Genomic DNA, 21,906 nt, shown 5'->3' on the forward strand with positions numbered 1-21,906 from the left:
AAATATAGTTTGATGACCACTTCGCCGAAACGCATTGCCTATTCGATTTTCGCTGCGCCTGTGGCGCTGGCTCTCGCTGCCTGTGGCGGCGATGCCGACGGCGGAGTGGAAGAAGGCGATCCGATTGCCGCTATCGAAGCGCCTGAAGGCCAGGCCTGGACCGACATGGTCGAGGTCAGCGAATATGGCGGCTATGTGCTCGGCAATCCCGATGCACCGATCAAGATCGTAGAATACGCATCGCTCACCTGCCCCGCTTGCGCCGCCTTCACGCAGGAAGGCGCAGAGCCGCTGAAAGAGAACTATGTCAGCACGGGCGTGGTTTCGTATGAAATCCGCAACGCCGTTCTGAACATGTTCGATCTGACGCTGGCGGGCATGGTCCGTTGCGGTCCGGACGAGGTGTATCACCCGCTGTCCGATCAGGTATGGTACAATCTCTCTGCCCTACAGCCGCAAATCCAGCAGGGCGCTCAGGCGCTGCAGGCCGCAGGCGATCTGCCTGAAGGCCAGCGCTTCGTGCTCGTGGCCGATGCTGCCGGTTTCTACGATTTCTTCGCGCAGCGCGGTCTCAGCCGCGATCAGGCAGCAGCTTGCCTTTCGGACACCGAAAGCGTCCTCGCTATCGATGAACGCTGGCAGCAGCAGGCAGAGGAATTCGGAGTGAGCGGCACGCCGACATTCTTCGTCAATGGCGGCCGGGTCGATGGCATCACCTGGGCCGATCTCGAAGAAGCTTTGCAGCGCGCCGGCGCGCGGACCGAGTAAGCGTAAGGCGGGCGGGGGATGGAGTTTCGCAAGCTTCGCCTAAGCGGCTTCAAGAGCTTCGTCGAACCGTCCGAATTGCGCATTGAGCCGGGGCTGACAGGGGTTGTCGGCCCCAATGGCTGCGGTAAATCCAACCTTCTCGAAGCCATCCGCTGGGTGATGGGCGAAAACTCACCCAAAAGCATGCGGTCTGGCGGGATGGAGGATGTGATCTTTGCCGGCACCGCCGGACGCCCTCCCCGCGACTTCGCCGAAGTTGTCCTCCACGCTGCCGATGATGATGGCGACCCACTGGACGTAACACGCCGGATCGAGCGTGGTGCAGGCAGCGCCTATCGCCTTAACGGCGATGATGTGCGCGCCAAGGATATCTCGCTGATGTTCGCCGATGCGGCGACGGGTGCGCATTCTCCCGCCCTCGTCAGCCAGGGCAAGATCGCGCAGGTTATCGCGGCGAAGCCGACCGAGCGACGCATGATGCTGGAAGAGGCAGCTGGCATTGCCGGTCTCCACGTCCGCCGCCGCGATGCTGAAAGCAAGCTGCGCTCGACAGAGAAGAACCTCGAACGGCTCGAAGACCTCATGGCAGGACTCGACAGCCAGATTTCCTCGCTCCGGAGGCAGGCCAAGCAGGCAGAGCGCTACAAGAAGCTGTCCGACCAGATTCGCGTTGCCGAAGCGCGGCTGCTGTTCGCCCGCTGGCGCGATGCAGCAGCTGCAGCAGAGGCGGCGCGCGGCGAAGCAAAATCTGCTGATGAGAAAGTCGCCAAGGCACAGGAAGTCGCGAAGGCCGCGCAATCCGCCCAGCACGCGCTCGCCGTAAAGCTCGCCGAATTGCGCGATGAACTGGCGGACCGCCGTGACGATGCCAGCGCGCATGGTCACCGGATGGCAGCGCTTTCCAGCCAGCTCGAGGCAGCCGAGCAGCGGCTGAAGGATCTCGACCGGCAGAAAGAGCGGCTGGAGGAAGACAAGTTCGAAGCCGACCGCATGACCCAGGATGCGGCAAAGGCACTGAAAGACCTCGAAGCAGCGCTGACGGCAGGCGAGAAGGCGCTCGAAGCTGATGAAGCCGCGCGGCCTGCTTTGGCCGCCAAGGTCGAAGATACCGAGCGCGCAGGCCGTGCCGCAGAGCTCGCGCTCGCCAATGCCACGGCCAACCATGCAGGCGTGGAAGCCGAATGGCGCGTGGCCGAGGCGGAGATTGCACAGGCCCAGTTGCGGCTCGACCGGCTTGAGGCGGAAGCGAAACGCATTGCCGGCCAGCAAGCCGCGCTAACCGGCGAGAGCGATCCCGAAACCGATGTCGCAGCGGCCCAAGACGCTCTCTCCATCGCGCAGACGCAGCTTGGCGAATTGCGCGAAAAGATAGAGGCTGAGCGGAGCCGGAAGGATACCCTCGCTGAGGCGCGCGATGAGGCTGCTGCAGCCCTATCCAGCGCCAAGGCGGAACTGGTCGGTGTCGAGCGCGAATTCCAGGCGCTCAGCCGAGACCGTGACGCACGCGCGCGGCAAAAATCGGGCAAGCATGGCCTTCCCGCTGCACTTGACCGTGTGGCGGCGGAGCCCGGCTATGAACGCGCCCTCGCCGCCGTGCTGGGCCGCGATGCGAAAGCGCCGCTCGGCTCGCCCGACAGCGGAGCGGAAGGGCGTTACTGGACCGGCTCCAAAGCGCCCAATCCTGTGACAGACAGCCTCGCCAAGCACTTGCGCGATTGTCCTGACGAACTCGCCGCACGCCTCGCACTGGTCAATGTCGTGGACACGGACGATGGCCGCGATTTGGGTGCCGGCGAATGGCTGGTCACGAAGGACGGCTTCCTGCGCCGCTGGGACGGATTTATCGCTCGCGGAGAAGGGGCTGCCGAAGCGGCACGGCTGGAAGCGGATAATCGGCTGAAGGCGCTCGAAGCCGAGCTTCCTGCTCTTCGCGAAGCTGCGGAAAAAGCGGAAAGTGAGCAGGCTGAGGCACAGGAAGCGCTGGCCACCCTTCAACGCGAACTGATCGCGCACGATCGCGCTCTGGCCGAGGCATCGGAGAGCGAACGGCAGGCCTTGCGTGCTCTCGATCAGGCGGAGGCGCGGCGCGAACGGCTCGCCACGCGGCGTGAGGAACTGGCCGATGCGCTGAAAGAGCAGGCAAGCCAGCGAGACATAGCCGCAAGCGAGCTGGAAGCGGCCAAAGCCAAGCTGGCCGAATTGCCCGATCCCGAAGCTGGCCGTGCCTCGCTGGATGCGGCGCGCGCCAAGAACGAAGCCACGCGCGAAATGCTGCAGGCCGCAAATGCCGCGCTGGCCGCGCATGATCAGTCCCTCGCCGGGCAGCGCGAACGGGTGGCGGCCCAGCGCGCGGATATGAAGGGCTGGCAGGCGCGCGCCGGCGATGCGGCGGGCCGACTTGCAGGCATGTCCGCGCGGTTTGAAGAGATCGAGGAAGAACGCGCCGTTATCGCTGCCAAGCCCGAAGGCCTGATGCGCGAAATCGAAGGCGGCGAAAAGGTGCGTGCGCGGCTGACCGAAGAACTCACCAAGGCAGAAGAAGCTGTGCGCAGCGCCGAAGCCGAAGCGCGCGAGGCCGATGCTGCGCTCGCTGATCTCAATGAAGCGCTTTCCGCCACGCGCGAACACCGCGCCACGCTGGCCGCGCGGGCCGAGAATGAAGAGCAACGCCGTGAGGAAATGGCGCGGCTGTCGGGCGAACGCTTCCAGTCGCCGCCATCGATGCTGTCCGGCAAATTCGAATTCGACGAGGAGGAGGTGAAAGCCTCTGCTCTCGAGAATGAGGAATTGGACAGACTGGTCGCAAGCCGCGAGCGGATCGGTCCGGTCAATCTCGTCGCCGCGGATGAGCTGACCCGGATAGAGGAAGAACACGGCGCCAACGCTGCCGAGCAGGAAGAATTGGCGGAAGCCGTGCGCCGCCTCCGATCCAGCATCGGCAATCTCAATCGCGAGGGCCGCGAACGCCTTCGCGCCGCGTTCGAGGAAGTAGACGGACACTTCCGCCGTCTCTTCACGCGCCTGTTTGAAGGCGGTCAGGCCCATCTTGCGCTGGTCGATAGCGACGATCCACTTGAAGCGGGGCTGGAGATTTACGCCCAACCCCCGGGCAAGCGCCTGCAATCGCTCAGCCTGCTTTCCGGCGGCGAACAGGCATTAACCGCAACAGCCCTTATTTTCGCGCTCTTCCTAACCAATCCGGCACCAATCTGCGTACTGGACGAAGTCGACGCGCCGCTGGACGATGCCAATATCGAGCGTTTTTGCGACCTGCTGGATAGCATGGTCCGCGAAACCAACACGAGATATCTGATCGTGACCCACAACGCCGTCACCATGAGTCGTATGCACCGCCTGTTCGGTGTGACGATGGTGGAGAAGGGCGTCAGCAGGCTGGTGAGCGTCGATTTGGGCGAGGCGGAAGCGCTGGCGGCGGAGTAGATCCTGTCGTCATCCTGAACTTGTTTCAGGATCCATCTTAGTCACTATCCACTCCGCACTCAGATCAAATTGTAAGTGGCAAATAATATCCAGGCAAAGATAGCAAATAGTGCCGTCTCAGATAGCGTAGCAAACCAGTACTTGCCCCAGCGAATTGCTCTGCTGCTAGCAAAAGCCATTACAGCGAACGCGGCCTTCGGCATCGCCTCGTGTGATATGGTTCGTGCGAGGGAACGTAAGGCAAGAGTAGAAAGAGCGCTGTGAAGAGCAACGCGATTTCCACCAAGCTAAGAAACAACCGCTTGCTCATTTTCTCTCCAAGTGACGCTAGTGAACGCTGATGACATGCGGTCCGCAGTGCAGCTGTGGATGCTGAAACAGGTTCAGCATTACGAGGATGCCTAATCCAACACAGCCCGCGGCCCCGGCCCTTTCAACCCCAGCTTGTCATCCTTGTTGTAGAGCTGGCACTTGGTGAGCGACAAACATCCGCAGCCGATGCATTGATCGAGCTGGTTACGAGTGCGGTTGAGAAGCTTGATCTTCTCATCGATTTCTACGCGCATCTGGCGGCTAATGCGTTGCCAGTCGGCGAGCGTCGGATTGCGGCCCTGCGGAAGGCTGGCGAGCTGTTCCTCGATCTCCGCGAGGCCTAACCCAAGCTTTTGCGCGATCAGGATGAAGCTGACCCGTCGGATATCGCCACGCAGGAAGCGGCGCTGGTTGCCGCTGGTGCGGATCGGATCGAGCAGGCCCTTCTCTTCATAAAATCGCAGCGCCGATACGGCGACTCCCGTGCGCCTTGCCAGCTGGCCGATGGTGACGAAGTTTGCCTGCATTCCCCTGCCCTAACAGAATTTTGTCTACAAAAGCTTGACCTCAACTTAGCTTGAGGTTGCATGAGTGTGCAAGTCACGATTCGCGCAACCCTATGTGGACCCGTACGGATCGGTGCAAATACAGATATTTAAGAAAAGGACTTGCGATGAATACTACCACTAGAACCGCATCGTGCATCGAGCATGTGAACCTCACCGTCAGCGATCTCGATCGGTCGATAGCGCTGTTCGAAGACCTGATGGACTGGCACACTCGCATCCGTGCCCAACACGGCATACGGGGTGAATTTGCGCATGTCGGATCGGACGAGAGCTACCTCGCACTATGGGCCGACGGTGGCGACTACTCCGGTCAGGAAAAGGGCAAGCCGATGAATCATGTGGGGCTGCAAGTGCCTGACCTGACCGCTGCCGAAGATGCGGTGAAACGGCACGGCCTCGAAACCTTCAGCCATGGCAAATACGAACCCGGCCCGCGCAGCTTTTACTTCTTCGACTGGGACGGGATCGAGTTCGAAGTGGTCTGCTATGAGTAGGGCTCAGAAGCTCTCTTCATAGATCCGCGAAATGTCCCTGCCCCACTCGCCATGGTATTTGTCGAGCAGGACCTGGGCGGGGACTTTACCGCTATCGACGATCTGCCGCAGGGGATTGAGGAAGCCGGTTTCGTTGTCGCCCATGGAGTTGAGCCTCCCGCGTGCGGCAAGGCCGGCATGGGCGATGTCGAGCACTTCGCTCGCCAGATCGCGCAATTTGCCGCCGCCGGGGATGGAAGCGTCCAGCGCCTTTGCCGGAACGGCATTGCGAAGCGCCTCGCGCTCTTCCATCGACCAGTCCTTGACCAAATCCCACGCCGCATCGAGCGCGGTCTCGTCATAAAGCAGGCCGACCCACAGGGCAGGCAAAGCGCAGATGCGATTCCACGGTCCACCATCTGCGCCGCGCATTTCGAGGAAACTTTTCAGCCGCACTTCTGGGAAGGCGGTCGAGAGGTGATCCCACCAGTCGCTTTCAGTCGGCAGCTCACCCGGCAGGATAGACAATTCGCCTTTCATGAAATCGCGGAAACTGAGGCCTGCGGCGTCATGATATTTGCCATCGCGATAGACAAAATACATCGGCACATCGAGCATATAGTCGACATAGCGTTCGTATCCAAAGCCATCTTCGAACACGAATGGCAGCATGCCGGTGCGATGCGGATCGGTGTCGCTCCAGATATGGCTGCGATAGGAAAGAAAGCCGTTGGGCTTGCCCTCGGTGAATGGCGAATTGGCGAAAAGGGCGGTGGCCAGTGGCTGGAGCGCAAGACCGGTGCGGAACTTTTTCACCATATCCGCCTCTGAACTATAGTCCAGATTAACCTGAATGGTACAGGTGCGCAGCATCATGTCGAGGCCAAGCGATCCGACGCGCGGCATGTGGCGCATCATGATCTCGTAGCGCTGCTTGGGCATGACGGGCAGGTCTTCACGAGCCTTGTCCGGCCACATGCCGAGCCCGAGGAAGCCGACGTTGCAGTCTTCGCCAATAGACTTCACCTGAGTCAGATGGCGGCCGGTTTCCGCGCAGGTCTGATGCAATGTTTCCAGCGGAGCGCCGGACAATTCCAGCTGGCCAGCAGGCTCGAGGCTGATCGTGCCGTCCTCTCCCGACATGGCAATGACATCGACCTTGCCGCTCGGCCCCGCCTCTTCCACCGGCTCCCAGCCGAACTGGCGCATCGACATGAGGATATCGCGGATACCGCCAGCCTCATCATAGCTCGGCGCCCGGTGATCGGTGGTCTTGTAGACGAGCTTTTCGTGTTCGGTGCCGATGCGCCACGCCGAAGCGGGCTTTTCGCCCGCCTGCATCGGCGCTGCCAATTGGTCACGGTGTTCGATGCGCGGTTCGTCGCCGCCGGATGCCTGCCGTGTGCTCATCAGCTCTCCTTTTCACTCGATCCGCGCCTTAGCCGATAGGTCCTGATTGGCCACGAAATTATTTGCTTACCCCACCGGCAAGCACGCTTTCACCAATCTCCTGACGCGCCCATCCATTGGGAAACGGCGGCGATGGCGGCGGTTTCCCCTCGCAATATTCGCGGACCGAGCGTGATCGGTTTCGCTTGAGGGTGCGCGCGAATAGCTTCACGCTCGGCATCATCGAAGCCGCCTTCTGGTCCGATAAGGATAGCTGCGGGTGCGCCATGGGCGGCGAAGGCTTTTGCAGTTGGCGATCCGCCCAACTCATCGGCGAAAAACAGCGCGCGACCGGCGGGAAAGTCGCGCAGAAAGGTATCGAGCTTCTCCGGAGCAGTAAGGCCAGGCAACGCCGTGCGAGCGCATTGCTCTGCCGCTTCGGTGACGATCATGTGGGCACGGTCAGCGTTGAGCTTGTCGGCCACACAGCGCCGCGTGATAACTGGCCGGATTTCGCGCACGCCAAGCTCGGTCGCCTTCTCCAGCACAGTGTCGAAGCGATCCTTCTTCAACAGCGCAGGGCAGAGCCAGAGGTCGGGCACCTGTTCGCGTTCACGCAATCGTTCGACAGTTTCGACGTTTACATGGCGTTTGCCAGCTTCGACCACGCGGCAGGCCCACTCGCCCGTTTTATCATCGCACAGAATCACCGCATTGCCTTCGGAAACACGCATCACGCGGGAGAGATAGTGCGCGGGCTGGCCATCGATGGTGATCAGCTGCCCTTCGGCAAGTTCGCTTTCAACGAATAGGCGCGGTGCAGATCGCGGGGGCCAGGCGGGGGTTGCGGGCATGGCTAGGGCCATAACCATTTCGTCATCCTAGCGAAAGCTGGGATCTGACCGAACGAGATCCCAGCTTTCGCTAGGATGACGGCGTGGTAAGGGGAGCCATGAGTTCAGAAACGATCACCCCGGACAGCCAGCACAAATCGCTTGCCGAGCGCCTGCCACAGCCGTTTCGCGACTATGCTCTGCTGGGGCGGTTCGACCGGCCGATCGGCTGGTGGCTGCTGTTCTGGCCCTGCGTATGGGGCGTTTGGCTGACGGGTGCCGGGCTGCAATGGCAGCTGCTCGCATGGCTCCTGCTCGGCGCGATTGCGATGCGCGCGGCGGGCTGCGTGTATAACGATATCGTCGATGCCGATCTCGACAGGCAGGTCGAGCGCACTGCGCTGCGCCCTATCGCCAGTGGTCGCGTGAGCAAACGGGCGGCCTGGGTGTGGCTCATCAGCCTGTGCCTCATCGGGCTTCTCGTCCTGCTGCAGCTCCGGCTGGAGGCGCAGCTGGTGGCGCTTGGCAGCCTTGTCATGGTCGCCGCCTACCCCTTCATGAAGCGGATCACATGGTGGCCGCAGGCGTGGCTGGGGCTGGTCTTCAATTGGGGCGCGCTGGTGGGCTGGATGGCACTGCGCGATGACAATCTCGCCGTGATGTTCGCACTCTATGCGGGCGCGGCCTGCTGGACCATCGGTTATGACACTATCTACGCGCTGCAGGACCGTGAGGATGACGCGCTGGTTGGCATCAAAAGCTCTGCCCTGCGCATGGGCGGGCGAGTGAAATCAGGCGTTGCCGCCTTCTATATCGCCGCGCTTGGCCTGTGGGCGCTTGCCTTCTGGCTGCTGCGGTCCGACTGGATCGCGCTGCTCGCGCTCATCCCGATGGCGCTGCACCTGTTCTGGCAAGTTGCGACGCTGGAAACGAGCGGCGCGGACAATCCGCTCGATCGTTTCCGTTCAAATAGGTTTGCCGGGGCGCTGATGGCGGCGGCGTGCTTCATCGTGGGGAATGCCGGAGCGTAGTCACTCTGCGGGTTGCGGCTCCATGCGGCCCTGTCCTTTGCGAGGGTTGGCCCAATGCAGCAGCTTGGCGAGGCGCGAGGTGATAACGCCGTGCTCCTGCATCCAGTCGTAATATTCGCGATATTTCGGGTCTTCCGCCAGAAGATGCGCCTCCTCGGTACGCGCGCGCCAGTAATAAATGCCGCTCACCGCCATGATGAAAGCCGTGTTGCGGATCGCATCGGTCAGCGACTCGCTGGTGACGAGGAAGGGCATGGTCGCGCACCACCAAAACAGGTTCTTTGACACATAGGCAGGGTGACGTGTGAAGCGATAGGGGCCGTTGGTCAGCACACCGCGATAGGTCAGGTTGGAAAAGCGAATGCCGAAAGCGACCGTTGCCCAGGCATAGATACCGGTCAGGAAGACGAGCCATCCCGCCCATAGCCACAACAGCGCCGGGTAATCGGCGAGCCAATAGGCCCAATCCGCCGTGTTTACTTCATAATTGATGATATTGCCGAGAACGCCCCACGCGAGCGGCGGGTAGCAGGCCAGCGCCGCGATCCAGCCCGCAAGGAAGGGGTTGCCGCTGCGAATATGCGCATCGAGCGGACGCATGGTGAGCAGATAGCCTACCGTGCCGATCTGCACGTCGATGACGAACAGGATCTCGAACAGGAAAACGCCCAGCAGCACGGGATTGTTCAGGATTTCCGCAGTCTGCGTATCGACCACTGTGGCGAAGCCGATGGGCAGGATGGAGATCATGAAAGCGGTGAAGAAGCCCTTGATGATCCAGGCACGCCAATGCTTCTTTACCTGCTCGAAATCATAGGCTTCCTTGCCGATCAGCATCGCACCGAAATGCCATGAGGAATCGCGCGGATTGGTCATCACCCGGTCGATCCAGATTACATAGGGCACGCTCAGCACCACCAGCGGGATGATCGCCGCGCCCAGCACATTCATGGCGAAAAGGTAATTGCCTTCCCAATACCAGCGCCCGAGACAATAGAGCCCGGCGATGATGAACCACGTCGCCCAGAGGCCGGCGAGTTTGGTGATCGAAATGTCCACGACATCGCTCACCGCGCGGCGATTGTCCCAATCAATGCCGGTTGAGGGATTGCGGTGCACTTTCTCGACAAAGACCGACCATGCAGCCATCGCGCCGCCTGTGAGCACCATCGCCAGCAGTGCCGAGTATGGCCCCGACAACCGGCCGAGGTCGTTCGGATATCCTAAAGCCGCTGAAATTTCGGGAAAACTGCGCGCAAACAGAATGTAGCTGAGCAGCGTGATCAGGCCAACAAAGCCCACCCAGCCGGAGACATCGCTTGCCGGAGGCTGCGGGGCGTCCCGTACGGGTCCGGGCACCATGTCGGATGTATGCGCATTCATCACGCAGCCGATTACCCCAGAAGGGTTAAAGGCCGCGTAACGTCAAATGCCGCTGTCCCGCTCCGAGACGGCGCCCGGCAAAGGCGTTAACCGCGCTTAGCGGAAGGCGGTGATCCGCCCGCTATCGTCGAGGATATACATGGTGCTATTGGCGATTACGGGCGGCAGCGAGACGCCATCGTCAAGCTGCGTGTAGTCCGCGACAGTGCCCGTCATCGCATCGACCGATTTGATGTAGCCACGCGAGCTAGCGATCCACAGGCGTCCATCGGCGAGAACCGGGCCCGTCCAGAAAATCGGACCTTCACGGTCTTCGGGATCGCGCCACTGCTCGAGCTGCGTCATCCAGCGGATGCGGCCAGTATTGCGCTGAATCGCAAGAATGCGCGCGTCATCGGTCAGGGTGAACACCCACTCGCCAACGATGGTCGGTGCGGAAATACCCGCGAGCGTCAATTCCCAGATGCGCTGGCCAGTCAGCAGCTCGTAAGCTGCCATGCGGCCACCTTGGCCGAGCGCGTAAACGCGGCCCTGATCGATGATCGGATCGGCATCGACATCGGTCAGCGTGCCGACCTGCGTGGAAATCGAGGTACGGGCGAGCGCGTCAGACCACAGCTCACGGCCATTCTCATAGCGATAGGCAACCAGCTCACCCGAGGAGAAACCGGCGATCACCGTGCCCTGCCCCGCGGCAGGAGCAGCAACGCCGAACACGCCCGACTGGCCGGTGGCGGCGGCCTGCTGCCAGCTTACTTCGCCATCTTCGGTCGACAGCGCGAAAATCTGGTTGTCTTGCGTCATCACGAAGACATTGTTGAACGCCACCGTCGGCGCGCCGCGCAGCGGGCCTGAGGGCTTCACGCGCCAGATCTGCTCTCCCGTCGCAGCATTCAGAGCCACCACGTCGCCAACGCCGTTGGTCGCATAGATGCGCCCGCCATTGTACGCCGCGCCGCCACCGAATGTCGCATCTTCCAGATCACCCGACACGCGGATGCGGTGCTGCCAGCGCTGGGCACCGGTATTGGCATCGAAAGCATAGACCACTGCGCCTGTATCGACAGCGAAGACCATGCCGTCGGCAACGATCGGTGCGGAGGCAAGACGGCGGGTGTTGGTGGTGCCCGAAATCTGCGCAGTCCAGATCTGGCTGGGCGAGGTGGACAGGGTCACATGACCAGCCACTTTTGCAGCGTTACCGCCTGCCTGCGGCCAGCTTTCGTTGGTCTGCGCAGGTGGGACCACCACAGCGACATTGGCCAGCGCAGGATCGGCGACGATTTCGGTCGCGATGCGCGACAGGATCGGCTGGCGGTTACCAAGCGTTGGCGTCTCGTCCGGATCGTCACCACCGCCAAGACCCAGCGTTTCACAACCCGTCAGGGCAAGCGCGCTGAACATAGCGATTGCAGTGGGAATAAATTTGGCTTTGGTGCGCATTGCAGAGGTGCTCATCGGCTTCGTGTAATCCTTATTCGACCAGTTCGACATCGCCAGCCTCTGGCGCGTCTCGACCGGTAATTTCCGCCAGCGCTTCATCGACATCTTCGATGGCATCGAAGCCAAGATATCCGGCCAGCTGGCGGGTGCGGCCTCGTATCGACGAGGGCACATCTTCGTCCTGAGAAATGGCAATCAACAGCGGACCGGCCTGGTCACGCTGGTCGAGCGCCAGATAGGCATGCGCGACGAGCTCGCCAGCGCTGCCGTAATAGGTATTGTCTGGCTGAGCGATCGGGCCGATGCGGGTAATTACTTCCTGCGGGTCCATATCGTCAAACTGCAGCGTAACGGACCGGATCGCGGCAAGATCGCGCATTTCTGAAGGCAGATCGGAATTGTTCGCCACACGGTCGAACAGAGCGACGGCATCTTCGGTGCGGTCCTGCTGGATCGCGATCCCTGCGCGCAGCATGGCCGCCAATGCAGCGGCGCCATCACTGCCTTCGGAAAGTTCGCGCAAGTCGCCATCGGCGATCTCGACATTGCCCGCCTCAAGCTCATCGATCGCCAGAACGATCTGTTCGGACTGCTCTTCCAGCGAGCCTTCGGATTGCCCCTGCCAGATCAGCACACCCGCAAAAATCGCCAACCCCACGCCGAAAACAATGCCCAGCGGCCAACCATATTTCTTCGCGAAATTGGTGACTTCGTCTTGGCGTACAGCCTCGTCCACTTCGCGCATGAGCATTTCCTGCTCTGCGTCCTTGCGTTCGGCCGGTTTGCTGGTCGCGGGGAGATTGGTTTCAGTCGGTTTGCGTGCCACGTGTCTTGTCTATCATGCGGATTGAGAATGTTGCGCCCCTCCCTAGCGGATGGGCGGCGCTTTTCAATCGAAGATGCAAGGCTGTCCCCGCTGCGGTGAACCGCGGCTGAAGCGGGGATCCGCCCGATCAGGCCTTGGGATACTTTTCCATAAGGCCCCAATAGAGCGCGCGGTATCGGTCGATCATGCGATTTTCGTCAAATTCGGCACGTGTCTTGTCACGATTGGCCTTGCCGATGCGCTTGCGTTCTTCCGGGTTGGTCGCAAGGCGCGCGAGGGAATTGGCCAGCGCCTCCTCATCGCCTGCATCCACCAGAGCAGGGCCGTTTTCGCTAGCGACCATGCTGCCGATATCGCCGACGCGCGGCGCGACGATCGGCAGGCCGGCGGACATCGCCTCGACCACAGAGATCGGGAATTGCTCGGACTGGCTCGACAGGGCGAACATATCGAACAGGCCAATCAGCTTCTGCGGCTCGTTTACAAAGCCGGGCAAGTGCACTCGGTCTTCCAGCCCCAAGCGTTCAGCCTCGGCCAGCAGTGCTTCGCGTTCCGGCCCCTCACCCGCGATGACCAATTGCCATTCGGTCGGCAGGCTCTTCATGGCGCGCACCAGCACATCGAGCTGTTTGACAGCGCGCAGGCCCGCCAGCGTGCCGAGCCAGAATTCATCCTTGCGCTTGATCAGGCCGGGCAGCAGGTCTCGCTTGGCAGGGGCCGCAAACGCGCGGGTATCGATGCCATTGGGTATGCGGCGAACCCGCGTGCGCGGCTGATCCCAGATATTGAGCGCGATATCCTCCAGCTTCGCAGAGGGCACCACCAGCGCTGCCGTGCGCCCAAGCGCGATCCGGCGATACCAATTGCGCCGCCGCTTCAGCCGGTGTACCTCATCCTCGTTGAAGCCATCCTCATGATGCACCAACGGCGGCAGATTAAAGCCATCGGCAAACACCGTATGCGCCATCACCGCATCGATCGCGCCCCAATTATAGGTACAGATGAGGTCATACCCAGCCATAGCCTGCGCCAGGTTTTTCAGGCGCCCCGGAGTCGGTTTGCCGCGCAGCGAGGGGAATTTCGGCCAGTTGATCCGGGGCTTCTTCCCGATCAGATGCGCCGCGCCGCGTTTGTCGAGATCGCCCGAGACGATGGCATGATCGACATCCTTGCCCCACGCGTTGATCAGGCGGACGCTGCGCAATTCCTTGCCGCCGGGATCGAAAGTCGAATGCAGGTGCAGGATCTTGGGCACTTTGCGGCTCATGCGACTTTACCCAGCAATGTGGCGATCGCCTGCTGCGCCACAGGTTCTTCGAGCGTGGGCGCATGGCCGACGCGCGGCACGGTGACAGCTTCCAGATCGGGTAACTCGCGCTCCATCCGCCTCAGCGTGTCTGCTGACAGCAGGTCCGACAGTTCTCCCCGCAAGGCCAGCACTGGCCTTCCAGCGAGCGATTTGAGCATCGGCCACATGTCGAAATCTACGCCTTCCGGCTGATCGTCGAACGGATCGGCGATGTGCATGTCGTAATCGAAAGTGATGCGGCCATTGCCGCTCAGGCACATCACACGCTTGGTGAAAGCGAGCCATTGCTGCGTGTCGTATTCGGGAAAGGCGACGCCATTGGTTTCCTTGATGGCGCGCGCAGCGTGCATCCAGGTGGGATAGCTGCGCCCTTGGCCGACGTAATGTTTGATCCGGTCAAGACCCGCAGGCTCGATAATCGGGCCGATATCGTTGAGCACCACCCCGGCAAAGCGGCTCGCGTCCTGCCCAGCCATCAGCATAGTGATGATCCCGCCAAGCGAAGTGCCGATAGCGACGACTTTATCGAGGCTCGCCTGCTCGAACAGAGCATCAATATCCTGCGCATATTGCAGCGGATTGTAGCTGCCCGAATCCTTCGCATAATCGCTCTCGCCGCGCCCACGCAGTTCCGCGCAGATGACCCGCCATTCCCCGGCAAAGGCATCGGCGACAGGCTCGAAATCGCGAGCATTGCGGGTGAGACCGGGAAGGCACAGGATCGGTGGGCGATCATCGCGCCCGGCATAATCGCGGTAATGCAAGGTCAGCCCATCGGCGCTTTGCCATGTGCCATCTTCATAGGCCGGTGCTGCCAAAACGCTTCCCCTGTATACACGTCCACCTTGCGGCGGAGCCTGCGGAGCGCCACTAATGCAAACATGCGAGCTGAACCGCAACCTGCCCCGTACACACCCGACACAAAAATCACCGAAATCGCGTCATTTCTGGCCGATCCGGTGAATGCGGCGGAGTTTCCCGCGCATCAATTGCGCTTTCGCAACAGGCGCTGGGACGCAGCGGTGGGGCTGGAAAGCCTCTCCGATGACGACTGGGTGGATCATTTCGGGCGATTTGAGCCGCTGCCGGACAACCTGCCGAAGCCGCTCGCGCTAAGATATCACGGCCACCAGTTCCGCAATTACAATCCCGAAATAGGCGATGGCCGCGGCTTCCTGTTTGCGCAAATGCGCGATGGCGAAGGCCGCATGCTCGATTGCGGGACCAAGGGTAGCGGCACCACGCCCTACAGCCGCACAGCCGATGGGCGGCTGACGCTGAAAGGAGCGGTGCGAGAAATCCTCGCGACCGAAATGCTGGAGGCGCTCGGCGTCTACACCTCCAAAACGTTCTCCGTCATTGAGACAGGCGAGGAATTGTGGCGCAATGATGAGCCATCCCCCACCCGCTCAGCGGTGATGGTGCGGCTGAGCCACGGGCATATCCGCATCGGCAGTTTCCAGCGCCTGATGGTGCTGGAGGAGCACGCGGCACTCGCACAGCTGGTGGACTACTGCCTCGATGCCTTCCCCGGCCCCCTGCCGCCTGCGGATGCGCCGGGTCGCGATGAGCCTGCCGTCATACTGCTCCACCAGCTGACCGAGCGGCTCGCCGATCTGGCGGCGAGCTATATGGTCGCTGGTTTCGTCCACGGCGTTCTGAATACCGATAATATGAACATTACAGGCGAGAGTTTCGACTATGGCCCTTGGCGCTGGCTGCCCGCGTGGCAGCCTGAATTCACCGCTGCCTATTTCGACCAAACGGGCCTCTACGCTTTTGGCCGCCAGCCCGAAGCCATCCGCTGGAATTTGCACCAGCTCGCCATCGCCCTGCGCCCGCTCGCCGAAAGCGACGCTCTGATTGCTGCCCTCGAACGATTCGGCCCGCTCTATGCCGAGGCGATGATGCGGCGGTTCTGCTGGCGGCTTGGTGTACAGCGCCGCTCTGCCGAAGAAGATGCCGCGCTGATCGAAGCGGCGGAAGTGACGATGCGCGAGGAGAAGATCGGGCCCGACGCATTCTTCTATCGCCACCGCGGCGGCCGCGACGCCAGCGGTGCGCTGGCGACGATGCTGGAGGGCGCGAGTGCAGTGGAGAGCAATCACGCCTATTGGTCTGATGGCATTGAGCAAAGCATGCTCATCGACGAGGTCGAAACCATCTGGGATGCGATAGCCGAGCGCGACGATTGGCAACCCTTGCGCAACAAGTTCACAGCCGTTCGCCGGATGGGTGAAGCGCTGGGCGAGCCGCCCCCACCGGCAGGCCACAAAGTCGACCTGTAAATTCGCGTATATCAGGCTGTCAAAATGCTTTCACAAATGCCGGCCGAGTTTACATTTGATTATCCCCTTTGCGCGTTTCCCGCCGAGCGGTTAGAGGCCAAGCAAACACAAATAAGAGAGTTACCTGATTTGCCCGCGACCCAGGAATTGATTTCATTCGAACCGGCAACCGGCGCCGAATTGTGGCGCGGCGAACATGGCAATGTGGACCAGCTCGTCGCCAACGCGCGCAAGGCCTGGCCACAGTGGGCCGCCCAGCCGCTCGCCAATCGCATCGAGCTGATGCGCCGCTTTGTGAATGAAGTCCGCGCGGATCACGATGAGCTTTCGGAACTGATCGCGCGCGAGACGGGCAAGCCGCTGTGGGAAGCCCGCACCGAAGTCGAGGCGGTGATCGCCAAGGTCGATATTTCGGTTAGCGCTTATGCTGAACGGACCGGCCAGCGAAAGCTGGACAGCGCGCTGCAAGGCACCGCTGCTCTGCGTCACAAGCCGCATGGTGTGATGGCGGTGCTTGGCCCGTATAACTTTCCCGCGCACCTGCCCAACGGCCATATGGTTCCGGCGCTGATCGCGGGCAATTGCGTGATCATGAAACCATCGGAGAAAACCCCGGCAGTCGGCGCTAAGCTGGTGGAATTGTTCAACCGCTCCGGCATCGCGGAGGGCGTTGTCCAGCTGCTGATCGGCGGTCCGGATGAAGGCAAAGCCATTGTCGCGCACCGCGATGTGAACGGCGTGCTGTTCACCGGCTCTGCCCAGGTCGGCATTGCAATCAACAAGAAACTGGCAACCGATCCGGGCAAGATCCTGGCGCTGGAAATGGGCGGCAACAATCCCATCGTGCTGTGGGACACGCCCAAAATGAGCGATGCGGCGGCGCTTATCATCCAATCCGCCTTCACCACCGCCGGGCAACGCTGCACCGCAGCGCGCCGGTTGATTGTGAAATCAGAACTCTACGATGAAGCCATAGCTGAGGTGAAGGCACTGACCGATCGCATCATCGTGGGCGGTCCGTTCGACGAGCCTGCGCCGTTCATGGGCCCGGTGATCGACAATGCGACGGCCGACCAGCTGACCGAAAGCTTCGTCTACCTGCTGTCCCACGGCGGCAAGGCAATCAAGCACATGCGCCGCCTTCAGGACGATAAGCCCTTCGTCACCCCGGCGATCATCGACACTACTGACATGAAAGACCGGCCCGATGTCGAATTGTTCGGTCCGCTATTGCAGGTGATCCGCGTGGACAGTTTCGATGCTGCCATTGCAGAGGCGAACAATACGCGCTTTGGCCTCTCGGCCTCTCTCGTCGGCGGCAATCCGCAGCAGTACAATCGCTTCTGGGCGAATGTTCGTGCGGGCATCGTCAACTGGAACCGGCCGACGAATGGCGCATCCTCGGCTGCACCCTTTGGCGGGATCGGCTTTTCGGGCAACCATCGCCCCGCTGCTTTCTATGCTGCCGATTACTGCGCCTATCCGGTCACCAGCACAGAAATGGAACAGCCGCGCGCCAGTGTCGGCGTGGGTTTCAAAGGCGGATAATCTTGCGCTCAAATGCGCGCGTGCTTGCCGCAGCCCAGCCAAGCAGCTAGCGCGCCGGGCGTGAGCATAACGGCAGATCAGAACACGGCGACGCGTGGTCAGGCGGTATTCTTCGCCTTTCTCGCCCACATGTTCTGGGGCTTCATGCCCATCTACCTCATCTTGGTGGCAGAGGTCCCCGCAGTGGAATTCGTCGCATGGCGGACATTCTTCACTCTGCCCATTTGCCTGTTTTTCGTCTGGTATCGCGGTCGCGGCGACCATTTGCGCGAGTGCCTAAGCGATCGGCGCACGATGCTAACCTTGCTGGGCAGTTCGGCGATGATCGCGATAAACTGGCTGGGCTACATCTGGGCGATCCAGAATAATTTCGTCTACGCCGCCAGCCTTGGCTACTACATCCTGCCGCTCAACATGATGTTGCTTGGGGTGGTGTTCCTCGGCGAGAAATTGTCGATGCGCCAATGGGCGGCGGTGGCCTTGGCCGCGCTTGGCGTTGGCGCACTGGCGACGGGGGCGCTGACGACGCTGTGGCTGAGCCTGACGCTTGCGATGTCATTCGGCGTGTATGGTTTGCTGCGCAAAACCGTTGCTGCCGGGCCGCTCGTTGGATTGACCCTAGAAGCGATTATCCTGCTGCCACTGGTGCTCGGCTACCTCGGATATGTGCAATTCTTCGGTGGCGGAACGGCGTTTGCCCGAGACACTGTGGAAACGCTTGCGATCATGGCCGGCGGTTTGATGACGGCGATCCCGCTGCTTCTGTTCGCCAGCGCCGCGCGCGCCCTGCCCTACACGCTCATCGGCTTCATGCAATTCATCGCGCCGACGCTCGTTTTCATTCTCGGCCTGACGGTTTTTCACGAGGAATTGCAGGCCGCGCAGCTCGCCGCTTTTCTGGCGATATGGGGCGCGGTGGCGCTATTTAGCTGGGATATCTGGGCGAAGTCCCGCGCCGCTCGGGCAGCGGCGGCGGCAGCTTAGCCTGCAAAACGCCAGCCGAGTGTTTCCCCTGCATGGAACGGCACCAGATCGGTGTCCGCCGCGGCGATTGTATCAGGCACCACGCACTCGACCTTTTCCAGCGTCACGCTCTCCTGATTGAGCGGCAGGCCATAGAATGCGGGCCCATGCAGGCTGGCAAAGCCTTCGAACTGGTCGAGCGCATCTTCGGCTTCGAACACAGCAAGGTAGCTTTCGAGCGCGAAAGGCGCGTTGAAAATTCCCGCACAACCGCAGGCGCTTTCCTTCGCTTCGCGCGCATGGGGCGCGCTGTCGGTGCCGAGGAAGAATTTCGGATTGCCGCTCGTCGCGGCCTTGCGCAGCGCGAGCCGGTGCTGCTCGCGCTTGGCGACGGGCAGGCAATAGGCGTGCGGACGAATGCCGCCGACCAGCATGGCGTTGCGATTGATGTGCAAATGTTGCGGCGTGATCGTGGCCGCGACATTGGGACCGGATTCTTCGACGAAGCGCACGGCATCGGCGGTAGTGATGTGCTCGAACACGACTTTCAGATCGGGCAGATCGTCGAGCAACGGGCGTAGCACACGCTCGATAAACACAGCCTCGCGGTCGAAAATATCGATGTCGGCGTGAGTCACTTCGCCGTGCACGCACAGCACCATGCCGATTTCCGCCATCACCTCGAGCACACCGCGAATGTTTGCGACATCGGTCACGCCGCTATCCGAATTGGTGGTCGCGCCAGCCGGATAAAGCTTTGCCGCTGTGAATACGCCCGATGCAAACCCGCGCCGCACCTCTTCCGGATCGAGATTGCCGGTGAGATAGCACGTCATGAGCGGCTCGAACTGCACGCCTTCGGGCACAGCCGCCAGAATGCGTTCGCGATAGGCGCGCGCTGCCTCGACCGTTGTGATCGGCGGCGTCAAATTGGGCATCACGATGGCGCGGGCAAACTGGCGCGCGGTGTATTCGGCAACACCGTCCAGCATGGCGCCGTCGCGCAAGTGGACATGCCAATCATCGGGGCGGCGGATCGTGAGCGAAGTCGTCATGCGGCGCGCTCTAGCCCGAAGCTTCTTGCTGCGCCAGCCACGCTTTGCCATCGCGCTCGCCCTGCTCCCAAGTGCGGGTGACTTTGCTGGCATCGGTGAAGTCGATCTTGTCGGCGGCAACCTCTTCGCTCGGCTGGACGTAGGTCCGGTCGCCCAATTCCGACAGATTTCGGTATTGGCGGGTAAGAAGGACAAGCGTTTCGCCTTCGTCTTGCTCCGGCAGCAGAACCTTGTCGGTCATCCCGCCATCGAGCACGCGGCAGTCATTCCAGACGGGTACATCGAAAACCGGCGGTATCGTCGCGGCGGCGCAAATCAGGTCGACGAGCTTGCCTTGCCGCGCAGCCTCGCGCGCATCGACCCGCAGCTGCTGCAATCCGGCCATCATCGGCAGGCGCAAATGCGGCACACCGCGAACGGCCTGATCAAGCTGATAGAATGCGCCATAGAACACCGCCGCAAGATGCGGCGGCAGCCCCTGCGGAGGCACGGAGAGACCCGCCTCGAACACCGGACCATCGGCGATCCGCTCGATCGCTTCAGCGTCCAGCGTCACGTCCACCACGGCGCGATAAATCTCCTGATGCGGTGTAAAATTGCTCTTGTTCCGATCAAGATTGGAATCGTTGAGGGCAAAGGCCTCGCTCATGACATCGAGCAAATCCTGCTCACGCCCACCGATCCACGTCGCCGCACTCAGCACGCCGCCGGAAACCCCCGTTATGCGCTCGGGCCGCAGATCGTCAAAGCTCCCCACCTCGCACAGAAAACCGCCGTGCCAGAAACAGCGAATCCCGCCGCCGGAGAAAAGGACCTGATCGAAAGCTTGTGTCATCGCATTGCCTATGGCGCGCGCGCGCCTATCTGTCACCTATGACAATGGGGCGATTGATGAACCGCGCGGTGGCCCGCGTTACTCCGCAGGATGACAGCGAGGATGCCGTCGCTTTCCTGCAGGGCCTTTTGACCAATGATGTGTCGGGCGATGGCCCCACCTTCGCTGCATTGCTCACCGCACAGGGCAAGGCGATGTTCGACATGATCGTATGGCGCGATGGCTCCGACGTGCTGCTCGATTGCGAAGCTGATCGGGCGGAGGATCTGGCCAAGCGCCTCTCGCTCTATCGTCTGCGCCGCAAGATCGATATCGCAGTGGATGTATCGCGAGCGGTTTTCTGGTCGGACGAAGCGGCGGATGACTTCGCCCCCGATCCGCGCCTTGCCAGCCTCGGCTTCCGGCGCATTGGCGAGGCAAACAGCTCAAGCGAGAGTGTGGGCGACTCATATCTCGCCCACCGCCTCTCGCTCGGCGTACCTGAAGGCTTCGCCGAACTCGGCGATATTCTTTGGCTGGAGACCAATGCGGCCGAGCTGAACGGCGTCAGCTTCACCAAGGGTTGCTATATCGGCCAGGAGAACACTGCACGGATGAACTGGCGGCAGAAGATCAATCGCCGCCTGGTGGTCGTGCCGCTGGACATGTCGCAGGACAAGCGGCGGAAAGCGGAACACCCCGCGCTCGGCTTCGCGGTCGATCACCTGCGAGTGGAGGATATTCCGACAGAGCATGTGCCCGAATGGATGCAGCTTAGCGGCGGCGAAGAGGCCTAGCCCGCCATTTCCCCATAGGTATTCTGGAAAGCGGCAATCAGCATTTCTTCTGCCTTGTCACGCGCGACCGAGCGTTTGACCGATAGCGATTCGGCGAGCTGTTCGCCCAGCAGAGCATCGCCCAGAGCGAGCAATACGAGCGTGAATGTATTTTCGTGCATGGCCAGCTCATTGCCGGGATGCACTTCTTCCGGCGCGAGATCGTGAACCAGCCGATGAATTGCCTCAATAATCGGATCGAGCGCGTCCTCATTCCCTGATGCGAGCATCCAGCTGGCGAGTGGCCCGCCGCCTTCCTTGCTGCAGGCATCAAACGCCAGATCGACGACTTCGCGGGGGCTGCCGACACCCGCCCTGCTCGCGCGCACCGCGTCCGCAATCGAATCGCACACGGTCTGCGCCAGATGAGCGGCCAGTTCCTTCTGCAAACCCGCAGCGCTGCCGAAATGATGCAACAGATTGGCGTGCGTGCGCCCGATTCGCGTCGCAACAGCTTTCAAAGTGACCGCCTGCGGGCCTGCTTCGATCAGCAATTCGCGCGCAGCTTCCAGAGCTGCGGCACGGCTTTCCTCCGGGCTCAGACGTTTCTTTGTTGACATGCGTGTCAGTAGCCTATTAACATTGGTGTCAGTTCTTAAGGCGAAGGCCCCGAGGTATTGTTATG

The 21,906-nt window shown here is 61.4% G+C and carries 19 protein-coding genes; 8 read left to right on the forward strand and 11 right to left on the reverse strand.

Going from position 1 to position 21,906, the window contains the following annotated elements; translation table 11 throughout:
* Positions 1-12 precede the first annotated feature (12 nt).
* A complete protein-coding gene (locus O2N64_RS00430) occupies positions 13-768 on the forward strand; it encodes a thioredoxin domain-containing protein (protein ID WP_271078339.1) in 756 nt (251 codons plus the stop codon).
* Positions 769-786: 18 nt separating this feature from the next.
* Positions 787-4,209 carry an AAA family ATPase gene (locus O2N64_RS00435; protein WP_271078340.1) on the forward strand — a complete coding sequence of 1,141 codons (3,423 nt, stop codon included), beginning with the start codon at positions 787-789 and terminating at the stop codon, positions 4,207-4,209.
* A gap of 401 nt (positions 4,210-4,610) precedes the next feature.
* On the opposite strand, the gene soxR is transcribed toward O2N64_RS00435, so the two are convergent.
* A complete protein-coding gene (gene soxR / locus O2N64_RS00440) occupies positions 4,611-5,048 on the reverse strand; it encodes a redox-sensitive transcriptional activator SoxR (protein ID WP_271078341.1) in 438 nt (145 codons plus the stop codon).
* Positions 5,049-5,194: 146 nt separating this feature from the next.
* Between soxR and O2N64_RS00445 the strand changes: the two genes are divergently transcribed.
* Complete coding sequence (locus O2N64_RS00445) at positions 5,195-5,584, forward strand: VOC family protein (protein WP_271078342.1); 390 nt, start codon at positions 5,195-5,197, stop codon at positions 5,582-5,584.
* 3 nt (positions 5,585-5,587) lie between these two features.
* On the opposite strand, the gene O2N64_RS00450 is transcribed toward O2N64_RS00445, so the two are convergent.
* A complete protein-coding gene (locus tag O2N64_RS00450; RefSeq protein ID WP_271078343.1) occupies positions 5,588-6,973 on the reverse strand; it encodes a glutamate--cysteine ligase in 1,386 nt (461 codons plus the stop codon).
* An 89-nt stretch (positions 6,974-7,062) separates the two neighbouring features.
* On the reverse strand, positions 7,063-7,806 hold the full coding sequence (locus O2N64_RS00455; RefSeq protein WP_271079679.1) for a 16S rRNA (uracil(1498)-N(3))-methyltransferase: 744 nt from the start codon (positions 7,804-7,806) through the stop codon (positions 7,063-7,065).
* A 98-nt stretch (positions 7,807-7,904) separates the two neighbouring features.
* Here O2N64_RS00455 and ubiA point away from each other — a divergent pair, with 98 nt between their 5' ends.
* Positions 7,905-8,816 (forward strand): 4-hydroxybenzoate octaprenyltransferase, encoded by a 912-nt coding sequence (gene ubiA, locus O2N64_RS00460; protein ID WP_271078344.1) that lies wholly within the window; start codon positions 7,905-7,907, stop codon positions 8,814-8,816.
* Here ubiA and O2N64_RS00465 read toward each other — a convergent pair whose 3' ends face one another.
* The 5 genes from O2N64_RS00465 to O2N64_RS00485 form a co-directional block, all read right to left on the reverse strand.
* Positions 8,817-10,199 (reverse strand): methyltransferase family protein, encoded by a 1,383-nt coding sequence (locus O2N64_RS00465; RefSeq protein ID WP_271079680.1) that lies wholly within the window; start codon positions 10,197-10,199, stop codon positions 8,817-8,819. It lies immediately after the preceding gene.
* Between the two features lie 96 nt (positions 10,200-10,295).
* Positions 10,296-11,657: an outer membrane protein assembly factor BamB family protein gene (locus O2N64_RS00470; RefSeq protein WP_271078345.1), complete on the reverse strand. Its 1,362-nt coding sequence runs from the start codon at positions 11,655-11,657 to the stop codon at positions 10,296-10,298.
* A 16-nt stretch (positions 11,658-11,673) separates the two neighbouring features.
* Positions 11,674-12,468, reverse strand: a complete 795-nt coding sequence (locus O2N64_RS00475; RefSeq protein ID WP_271078346.1) for a tetratricopeptide repeat protein — start codon at positions 12,466-12,468, stop codon at positions 11,674-11,676.
* Positions 12,469-12,595: 127 nt separating this feature from the next.
* Positions 12,596-13,735, reverse strand: coding sequence for a glycosyltransferase family 4 protein (locus O2N64_RS00480; RefSeq protein WP_271078347.1), 1,140 nt, complete (start codon positions 13,733-13,735; stop codon positions 12,596-12,598).
* Complete coding sequence (locus O2N64_RS00485; protein WP_271078348.1) at positions 13,732-14,595, reverse strand: alpha/beta fold hydrolase; 864 nt, start codon at positions 14,593-14,595, stop codon at positions 13,732-13,734. Before O2N64_RS00485 ends, O2N64_RS00480 begins: the two co-directional genes overlap by 4 nt.
* Before the next feature lie 63 nt (positions 14,596-14,658).
* Here O2N64_RS00485 and O2N64_RS00490 point away from each other — a divergent pair, with 63 nt between their 5' ends.
* The 3 genes from O2N64_RS00490 to rarD all read left to right on the forward strand — a co-directional run bounded on the left by O2N64_RS00490 (position 14,659) and on the right by rarD (position 18,597).
* Positions 14,659-16,065, forward strand: a complete 1,407-nt coding sequence (locus O2N64_RS00490; RefSeq protein ID WP_271078349.1) for a protein adenylyltransferase SelO family protein — start codon at positions 14,659-14,661, stop codon at positions 16,063-16,065.
* 147 nt (positions 16,066-16,212) lie between these two features.
* Complete coding sequence (gene astD, locus O2N64_RS00495; protein ID WP_271078350.1) at positions 16,213-17,613, forward strand: succinylglutamate-semialdehyde dehydrogenase; 1,401 nt, start codon at positions 16,213-16,215, stop codon at positions 17,611-17,613.
* 60 nt (positions 17,614-17,673) lie between these two features.
* Positions 17,674-18,597, forward strand: coding sequence for an EamA family transporter RarD (gene rarD, locus O2N64_RS00500; protein WP_271078351.1), 924 nt, complete (start codon positions 17,674-17,676; stop codon positions 18,595-18,597).
* On the opposite strand, the gene pyrC is transcribed toward rarD, so the two are convergent.
* Both pyrC and O2N64_RS00510 read right to left on the reverse strand, forming a co-directional pair.
* Positions 18,594-19,631 carry a dihydroorotase gene (pyrC, locus tag O2N64_RS00505; RefSeq protein ID WP_271078352.1) on the reverse strand — a complete coding sequence of 346 codons (1,038 nt, stop codon included), beginning with the start codon at positions 19,629-19,631 and terminating at the stop codon, positions 18,594-18,596. The two genes, rarD and pyrC, sit on opposite strands and share 4 nt — an antisense overlap.
* Before the next feature lie 10 nt (positions 19,632-19,641).
* Positions 19,642-20,466 (reverse strand): patatin-like phospholipase family protein, encoded by an 825-nt coding sequence (locus tag O2N64_RS00510; protein ID WP_271078353.1) that lies wholly within the window; start codon positions 20,464-20,466, stop codon positions 19,642-19,644.
* A gap of 38 nt (positions 20,467-20,504) precedes the next feature.
* On the opposite strand from O2N64_RS00510, the gene ygfZ reads away from it, so the two are divergent.
* A complete protein-coding gene (gene ygfZ, locus O2N64_RS00515) occupies positions 20,505-21,242 on the forward strand; it encodes a CAF17-like 4Fe-4S cluster assembly/insertion protein YgfZ (RefSeq protein ID WP_271078354.1) in 738 nt (245 codons plus the stop codon).
* Here ygfZ and O2N64_RS00520 read toward each other — a convergent pair.
* Entirely contained in the window at positions 21,239-21,841 is a 603-nt protein-coding gene (locus tag O2N64_RS00520; protein WP_271078355.1) for a TetR/AcrR family transcriptional regulator, read from the reverse strand. The two genes, ygfZ and O2N64_RS00520, sit on opposite strands and share 4 nt — an antisense overlap.
* Positions 21,842-21,906: the final 65 nt, after the last annotated feature.

The sequence above is a fragment of the Aurantiacibacter sp. MUD61 genome (assembly GCF_027912455.1).
Taxonomy (GTDB): Bacteria; Pseudomonadota; Alphaproteobacteria; order Sphingomonadales; family Sphingomonadaceae; genus Alteraurantiacibacter.